The organism is Frankia sp. CcWB3 (assembly GCF_977927595.1).
The window spans coordinates 4,695-12,921 of the sequence record NZ_CDWRCK010000119.1 but is presented as its reverse complement, the minus strand read 5'-3'; the positions used below and the strand labels follow the sequence as shown (position 1 = coordinate 12,921).

The following is an 8,227-nucleotide window of genomic DNA, read 5'->3' as shown; positions in this document are numbered from 1 at the left end:
GAGCCCCGATACCGGGCGCAGCGCCTTCGGTTTCGAGTCGGCACCCGGCCAGATGACCCTTCTGCTCGACACGGGGCTCATCCCGGGCAGCCCCCGCCTGTACCGGCGGGCGGTTCTCCTCCGGAGCGGCCAGGGGTAAAGCTCCGGGGGTACCTATGTGGAGACTCCTCAACGCGGGCAGGCAGGACGTCCACGCCGCGCGGGCCCGGCGCAGGCACGGGCGAGGCACACCTGGCGGTCCCGTCTCGCCTGACCACCGCGGCCGCACAGCTCGGCCAACCCTGGCTGTCCGTCTGCCGGTACTGTGATCCACAGGTGGGATCTCGGACCGTGCGGCGGGGGTGCGGTGAGTGAGTTCGAACACGACTGTTTTCGTCGGTCGGTCAGCTGAGCTCGGCCAACTCGCGGCACAGTTCGCCGCCGCTGTCGCCGCGTACGGGTGCCGTTGTGTCCTAGTCGAAGGCCGCGCCGGGGTCGAGAAGACCACGTTGTTGAACCGGTTCCTAACGGACCTGGCAGTTGAACCGGTTCCTAACGGACCTGGCAGCCGACCGCGGCGAAAACTCCGGTGATGGCTCCGCGGCAGAGGCCGGGCCCACGTTCCGTGTCTTCCGCGTCGCGGCCGGTGAAGGCGGGCGTAGGCACGATCTGGAACTTTCGGCTCGTTTGCTCGACGTGCTGGGCGCCCCGGCCACCATGGCTGGCGATGCTTCCAGGCCTCTCGACGACCAGCGGATCCGCTGGACCGGCGACCTGCTGACCCGTGCCGTCACGGACCTGTGCGCCGCCGGGCCGGTCGTTCTGCACCTCGACGACATCCACTGGTGCGATCAGCCCTCGCTACGGCTGGTCAACTATCTGCTGCTGCGTTCCGGCCGGCTGCCGCTGCTGCTGGTGCTGACCGGGCGTCCACACAGCTCCCCGGGCCTCGACGAGCTGCGCCGTCACGCCGAGGTGGGCGGGACCGTCCTGCGCCTCGACGGCTTCGACGCCGACGAACTCGATGAGCTGTGCGACGCGGTCGGGGCCGGGCGCCAGCCGCGTCGCCGACTGCAGTCCCTCGTCGATGCCACCGGGGGAAATCCCCTGTGGCTTGCGATGCTGCTTGCCCACCAGGGCGGGAACGCGATCGCCCCGGCGACGGATGTGGGGGCACCACCGCCGCCGGAGTCGCTGGCCTCACTGGTCCATCGTCGTCTTGCCGCCTGCCCGCCGGACGGGCGCCGGTTCGCCGCAGTGGTCACCGTCCTGGGTCGGGCCTGTGCGCCGGCGCAGGCCGCCGTGATCGCCGATGTCGCCAACCCGGCCAGTGCTCTCGGGGACGCCCTGCGCCACGGTCTGGTCACCACGTCCGGTCAGCCGCCGCACCTGCGGGTGGTCCCGCCGCATGCGCTGATCCGCGCGGCCGTCTACCACGCCCTCGACCTCGCCGAGCGGACAGCGCTGCACCTGGCGGTGGCCCGGTCATCCACCGACCCGGCCACCGCGTTGGAGCACCGCGCCGCGGCCACGCTAGTCCCGGACGGCGCGCTCGCGGTCGAGCTGGAGCAGCAGGCCGCAACCGAATCAGCCGCCGGTCTGCACATCCGCTCGGCGGACCATCTCATGCTCGCCGCCGCGGTGAGCCCGGACCAGGCCCGAGCCCGCGGCCTGCGGCTGGACGCGGCGATGTCGTTCCTGCAGGGCGGTGAACAGGACGAGGCGGCCGCGGCGCTGGGCGACGGTGCGGGCCGCGACCCGGAAAGACCAGCCCGATACCGCTACGTGCGCGCCCATCTGGACCTGCTGTCGGGCGACCGGGAGGCAGGCGAACGCGGTCTGGTGGGCAGCTGGGCTGAGGCGCGTTCCACGGGCGACGCGGCGACCGCGGCGCAGAGTGCCGCCTGGCTGGCCCAGGTGAACATCCCGGCCGGCCACTACCGTGAGGCACAGCTCTGGGGCCGGCGCGCCTTCGCGGAGACGGCGGCCTCGTCCGCCCATCGGGCTCTGGGGCTGGTCTTCGTGGCCACCGCACTCACGGCCGAGCACGGTGGCCAGCAGGCCCTGGCGGAGCTCGACGCGGCCGGCGGCACCCTCGCCCCGACCGCGCACACCCTGGCCACGCTGCGAGTCGGCCGCGGGGTGACGCACCTGTAGTCGGGGAATCTGGCCACCGCGGCCGAACAGCTCGCCCCCGGTGGCTACGCCGACATCGAATCGGTGCATCTGCGGTTCATCGGACTGGCCCACTACGCGGAGGCCACCTTCCGTTCTGGGAGGTGGGCCGAGTCCGCGGCCGGGGGGGCGCGACGCCGTCGCACTCGCGGAATCTGCCGGGCACGTGTGGGTCATCGCCTTCGTCTACGCAACCGCCGCGCTCGTCCCGGCCGCCCGGGGGGAGGCGGCCGAGGCGGGCCGGCTGCTCACCCGCGCGGCGGAAAACGGTGCCCATGAAGTTCCATCGCTGTGCGCGTTCCACACCACGGCCGCCGCGCACCTCGCCGCAGCCCTCGACGACCCGGCCGGGGTTGTCGCAGCCTGCTCCCGGGTGGCCCAACTCGCCCATCCGGACGGGGCCACCGCCCCCGGCGTCTTCGACTGGCGCGACCTCCACGTCGAAGCACTGGTCCGGCTTCGCCGCCACGACGAGGCCGAGGCCGAGCTGGACCACTACGAGGCGCAGGCCCGGGCCCGTGCCTCGCCCTGCGCGCTGGCCGCCGCGGCGCGGGCCCGCGGGACGCTGCTCGCCGCACGCGGCCATGGAGCTACTGGAACACGCCGCGGCCGAAGCGGACCGGCTGCACATGGTCTTCCCCGCCGCCCTGGCTCGGCTGCGCGCCGGCGAGGTGAACCGGAGCCTACGCCGGCGGCCGAAAGCCGAGGAGAATCTCCGGTCCGCCCTGGAAACCTTCACCAGCCTCGGCGCCCGGACCTACGCGGAGCGCTGTCACCGGCTGCTGGCGTCCCTCGGCGGCCCGGATGCCGCCGCGGGCTCGCGCACGGGGATGACGCGCCTGAAACTGCAACTGCTGCGGCGCATTCTCCGCGGCGACGACTTCGACGCGATCTCCGCCGAGCTTTACATCTCCCGGGGCCATGCCGAGAACCTGGCCCGCGACCTCTACCGGCTGCACGGTGTCGCCTCACGCGCCGAACTCGCCGGGCTGTATCTCGGCCTGCGGGGCCCAGGTCCCCATCCTCTTTCCCCGCTGGACCCTGACGATCCGCCGAGCAGGGAGGATCCGGGCCCGGACCTGGACCTGGATCCTCCGGGCGGCGGCTGACCGGGGTGGCGTCCCGAGCGTCCCGTCCTGGCAGGGGCCTGGGAAGACGCATGGGTTTCTCCACTGTAAGGCCGGGTGATCCGCAGCCTACGATGCGTCCGTGTTCGGTAATCGGGGGAGACGGGCCGGGTCGGGATCCGTCGGCCGGCGGGGGTATGCGGGGCGCTGGTGCTCCGCGGAGCGGCTGGTCCCGGGGGCGGCCGAGCACCAGGGCTTCCACCTGAAGGATTTCCACCTCGACATTCAGGTAGCTGCCGACGGTCGTTTCGCGGGCGTGCACACCTCGTACATCACCGATGGCCGCTCCGCGACGGATCTGAGCCCCGCCGGTTTGCGGTACCGCCGTTCACACGTCGCGAACGGCCGGGCCCACGGGGTGCTCGACCATGGCCGCGGCACCGGCGAGATCATGCTGGAAGGCTATGGCGCCGCCGGTCTGAGGGTGCATCACGAACCGGGACGGCTGGTGCTGCATCTCGACACAGCACTGATCGCAGCCGCCCCCGCGCTTTACACCGGGCCGTCCTGCTTCCGGTGGGCTGACCATCCCCCAGCAGCCCGGCGATGGGCGGGCCGGCCGGTGGGCAGGCGACGGATGGGCAGGCTGGCCGACGCAGGCGCCCCCTCTGTTGGAACGCGGCGCGGAGCTATCGGCAGCCGAGACCCTGATCGGGCGGATCGCCGGCCCGGTGCAGGGGCAGCCCGCGTTCGGTGGCGCCGCGACCGGTGGCGGAGTGCTGCTGGTGGAGGGCCAGGCCGGCCTGGGAAAGACGGCTCTGCTGGCGCGGATCCGCGAGCTCGCGCGCTCAGCGGGTGTCACCGTCCTCGCTGCCCGCGGCGACCTTTCTTACCAGGACTCCCCCTGGTTCGTCACCGCCCAGTTGTTCCAGCGTGAGCTGCTGGCGCACACACCGGCCGAGCTGGGGGAGCTGGTGGGCGAGCACGGGGAGATCCTCGCCCGGGCCGTCGGCCTCGGTGTCCGCGGTGACGTCTCCGGCCCACCCGGTGCGTCCGGTGCGTCCAGCAGGCAGAGTGGGCACGGCCCGGACCCGCGGGACGTCGCCGACGGACTGAGCAGGCTCGCCGTGCGGCTGAGCAGGCTACGGGGGCCGCTGTTGCTGACGGTGGACGACGCCCACTGGGCCGACCGCTCCTCCTACGGCTGGATCTCCACGTTCGCGTCGCAGGTGGAGATGCTGCCGGTCGCGATAGTCATGGCCTGCCGCCCCGAGGAGCTCCCCCGCCGTTTCCCGTCCGCCATCTCGGCCGTCGCCGCCGCGGCCAGCCACCGACTGCGGCCGCTCAGCGCCGGAGGTGTCGCCGAGCTCGTCCGCCACGCGCTCGGCGACGGGGCGCAGGAGCCGTTCTGCGAGCGGGCCGGCGAGCTGACCGGAGGTATACCGCTCGTCCTCGTCGACGTGCTGTCCCGGGCTCGGGCACAGGATGTCACGCCGACCGGCGCGGGGCTGCCCGCCCTGACCGCGCTGGCGTCGAGGACGCTGGCCGCCCACCTGCTGGCACAGCTCGGCCGGCTCGGCCCGGCGACGACGGAGCTGGCCAGGGCGGTGGCGATCCTCAGCTCTCGGGCTACCCTCGACCTGGCCGCCCGGGTGGCGGGCCTGAACCGGCTGCAGGCCGAGGAGGCGGCCGACCGGCTACGGGCCGCGCTCGTCCTGCGGCCCGATGGTCCCGGCGATCCGCCCACGTTCCCACATCCGCTGTACGCCGACGCGGTGCTGCGGTCGCTTCCCCGCCCGGACCACATCCGGCTGCGCCTGGCCGCGGCCCGGCTTCTGCTGGACCACGGCCATGGCTGCCTCGACGCGGCGGCACACCTGCTGTCGCTGCCCCCGCGGGGTGAGGGGTGGGCCGCCGGAATTCTGCTTGCGGCCGGCCGGCTCAGCCTGGCCACGGGCTCGCCCGCCGAAGCAGCCGTGTTCCTGGACCGGGCCCGGCGTGAGCCGCCCCCGCCGGATGCGGCCGCCGAGGTGCTGCACAGTCTCGGCCTGGCCACCCTGGTACGGGACCCCCAGCAGGCGATATTTCATCTGTCCGCAGCCCTCGCGCAGCCCGGTCTGCGGCCGGGGCTGCGGGAGACCGTAGCACTGCGGCTGGCGAAGTCGCTGGCCCACGACGACCGGATGGCCGATGCGGTCCGGCTGCTCGACGTCGAGGCCCGCACGGCGGCGACCCACCAGGCCCGGCTACGGCTGCGTGCCGAGCACATGCTGTGGGCAATGTTCTGGATGGACGATGACGACGCGCACGCCCGTTCCCGGCGGCTGGCACGTCTGGTGCGGGGGATGTCCGGGCGGACGGTCACCGAACAGTCGCTGCTGGGCCTGCGGGCCTGGGACGCGATGTTGCGTGGGGAGCCGGCAGATACTGTCCTCGGCCTGGCGGCGGCCGCGCTGGGCACCGGGATGAGCTGGGTGGACGAGGACTGGGGGTTCGAGATCCCCGTCCTGGTCGCGCTGTGTCACCTGTACTGCGACCGACCCGAGCGGGCGCTGGAGCTGCATGCGACGGGCCTGGCGGAGCTGAAGAAGCAGGGCTGGCACGGTACCCATCTGGCGTTCGGCTACGCCCTGCACGGCCAGATCCACTACCGCACCGGGCGGCTCGTCGACGCCGAGTCTGCTGCCCGCCGGGCACTGCGGTGTGCCGACTCCCTCGCGCCGCGCAGCCCCGCCCGTTGGTTCGCGCTGGGCACCCTGCTGCAGGCGCTGGTCGCCCAGGGAAAGATCGAGTCAGCGGAGCAGGTCACCGCGGCCCACAGTTACGGCGGCCCTTTCCCGGAGGCGGTGACAATCCCGCTGCCGCAGCTCGTCCGCGCCGAGCTGAGCCTGGCCCAGGGCCGAACCGTCGAGGCCGACGATGTCCTGACCGATCTGGGCCGGCGGTTGGACGCCCGCGGCGCGGTCAACCCAGCATGGTGCCCATGGCTGGGGCTGCTTGCCCAGGCCCGGCGGCACACCGACCCGGCGCGGGCACGGGAGCTGGCGGACCAGGCCGTCTCGCAGGCGCGGCGCACCGGCGTCGCCTCAGCCATCGGCCAGACGCTGTGCGCTGCCGGTACCGTCACCGGCGGGTCGGCCGGGCTGGCCCTGCTGGCCGAGTCGGTGCGCAGCCTGGAGGCCTCCCCAGCCCGGTACGAGCACGCCCTCGCCCTTACCGAGTACGGCGACGCGCTGCGCCGCGCAGCCCGCAAGCGCGAGGCTCGTGAGGTGCTCCACCAGGCCGTAGACCTCGCCGCGAGCTGCGGTGCGCAGGCCCTGGCCGACCAGGCCGCTGAGCGCCTGGCGATGGCCGGCGGACGCCCGCGTCGCCCCCGGGGCTCCGGCGTCGCTGCGCTCACCGACCGCGAGCTGCAGATAGCCCGCTGCGCGGCCTCCGGCCAGACGAACGCCGCCATCGCCCGACACCTGCACGTCACGCCCTCGGCTGTGGAGAAGGCCCTGACCGGTATCTATCGCAAACTCGGCGTCGCGGGCCGCGGTGATCTACCCGGTCATTTTCGCTGACCGGGTGACCCCGGCTCCCGCATGCCGGCGATGTCGCCAGCCGGGTTCGCCGGTGCGACCGAGCCAGGCGGTGAAAGCGATTGATGCCAGACCGAGGGGACGAAGAATCCGGGCGCAGCACACTCATAAACCCTTTGGGAGCAGTTCCACTCCGGCGAGATCACCGGAGTGGACGATCCAGGCCAGCCAAACCGGGGGCGATCCGTGCGGCTCCTGACCAGGGATGATACCCAGTACGGTACACCTGACCATCCTGCTCTCCGAGACATTGTCCCACCTCGGCTGACGTGGAAACCGTCGATCGCGAGCAGGGCGTGGGGCAGCGCCTCGCGGGCGGCATAGGCGTAGGTCGTGGACATGTCGATCGTGACGGCCCAGATCCCGGCGCGTCACTGCTCGGGCTGGGCGGCCAGCCAGTCGACGTCGCCCGCAACGGTCCGGCCCTCGACGACCCCGAGCAGGCAATGCCCGCCGGTCGCGTCGAACAGCCCGGTCGCGCACCGGTCCGCGTCCGCCACCCAGCAGCCACTGACCGGGTCCTGGTGATAGCGGGGCCGGCCGCGGCGATAGTCGATCCCGAGCACACCCACCCTGGACCGCGGCTCGGACACCGACCGCCGCGACCGGCGCGCACCCCACCCCCACGCCGCCCACGGCGCTCGTGGCATTGATGCCCCCGCGGTGTCGGTAGGGAGAGTGACCGTGATCCCGGCCAGCTCGGCCAACCGGTCCAGCGCATCCTGGGCCGTGTGCCAGCTGGAGCCGAGCGCGTCGGCGACCCGGCGCACCGGGACCAGCCAGTCCCCCGACGAGATGGCCCCTCGTCTCCCGGCCCGACACCGAGACCCGCGCCCCCCGTACGGCCATCGGCCCGGTCTCGGCGAAGGTCCGCTGCCCGCACGCGTCGTTGTCGCAGTACAGCCTCCGCTTGTCCCAGACCACTGCCATCGTCCGGATCACCAGGTGCGCCAGCCGCTGCTCGACACGCTCACGCAGCGGCCCCGACCTGGCCTCACCGCCCGGGTAACACACCGCCATCCCATCCAACGACGACAGGTACAGCTGCACCCAGCCCGACTCCCGCCGCTCGACGTGCACCACCCGGCAGCCCGACCATCCACGCGATATCCACATCCAACGACGTACCCCCGACCACGACACACCCGTTTCCCCGGCGATCATTTCCTCGACAATCATGATCTTGCCGGGAGTGGGTGCGTCGCCGTTTCCGGACACCATCGCCATCGCACTCCGCTACAGCCCTGAAGTTGCGAAGCGTCAGGCGTCGAACACGGCTTCAGGCGTAGTGTGCAGAGCCGGTTTGATGACGTATGCCTCGGCACCCGCTTGGGATTAGCGAAGCAGATTCCGCACCTAGGGAGTCGAAATGAAATAACTTGCGCGTTTCGAACCCTCCACAGGCCTGTGACCTGCGATGAT

The 8,227-nt window shown here is 72.5% G+C and carries 6 protein-coding genes; 4 read left to right on the top strand and 2 right to left on the bottom strand.

What is annotated here, in order from left to right:
- Nucleotides 1-350 precede the first annotated feature (350 nt).
- From ACY5KJ_RS11075 to ACY5KJ_RS11060, 4 genes are all read left to right on the top strand, one after another.
- On the top strand, nt 351-572 hold the full coding sequence (locus ACY5KJ_RS11075) for an AAA family ATPase (RefSeq protein WP_462203311.1): 222 nt from the start codon (nt 351-353) through the stop codon (nt 570-572).
- Between the two features lie 124 nt (nt 573-696).
- Nucleotides 697-2,136 (top strand): ATP-binding protein, encoded by a 1,440-nt coding sequence (locus ACY5KJ_RS11070; protein ID WP_462203310.1) that lies wholly within the window; start codon nt 697-699, stop codon nt 2,134-2,136.
- Between the two features lie 602 nt (nt 2,137-2,738).
- The gene (locus tag ACY5KJ_RS11065; protein WP_462203309.1) at nt 2,739-3,263 is read left to right on the top strand and encodes a hypothetical protein; all 525 of its coding nucleotides are present in this window, start codon (nt 2,739-2,741) and stop codon (nt 3,261-3,263) included.
- Between the two features lie 629 nt (nt 3,264-3,892).
- A complete protein-coding gene (locus ACY5KJ_RS11060; RefSeq protein WP_462188080.1) occupies nt 3,893-6,787 on the top strand; it encodes an AAA family ATPase in 2,895 nt (964 codons plus the stop codon).
- Here ACY5KJ_RS11060 and ACY5KJ_RS11055 read toward each other — a convergent pair.
- Nucleotides 6,775-7,167 (bottom strand): transposase, encoded by a 393-nt coding sequence (locus ACY5KJ_RS11055; RefSeq protein ID WP_462203312.1) that lies wholly within the window; start codon nt 7,165-7,167, stop codon nt 6,775-6,777. The two genes, ACY5KJ_RS11060 and ACY5KJ_RS11055, sit on opposite strands and share 13 nt — an antisense overlap.
- 9 nt (nt 7,168-7,176) lie before the next feature.
- On the bottom strand, nt 7,177-7,575 hold the full coding sequence (locus ACY5KJ_RS11050) for a hypothetical protein (RefSeq protein ID WP_462188079.1): 399 nt from the start codon (nt 7,573-7,575) through the stop codon (nt 7,177-7,179).
- Nucleotides 7,576-8,227 lie beyond the last annotated feature (652 nt).

What these genes read in the sequence shown, in the direction of transcription:
- ACY5KJ_RS11070 (WP_462203310.1), top strand. Translation starts at nt 697, where the DNA reads ATGGCTGGCGATGCTTCCAGGCCTCTCGACGACCAGCGGATCCGCTGG.
- ACY5KJ_RS11065 (WP_462203309.1), top strand. Translation starts at nt 2,739, where the DNA reads ATGGAGCTACTGGAACACGCCGCGGCCGAAGCGGACCGGCTGCACATG.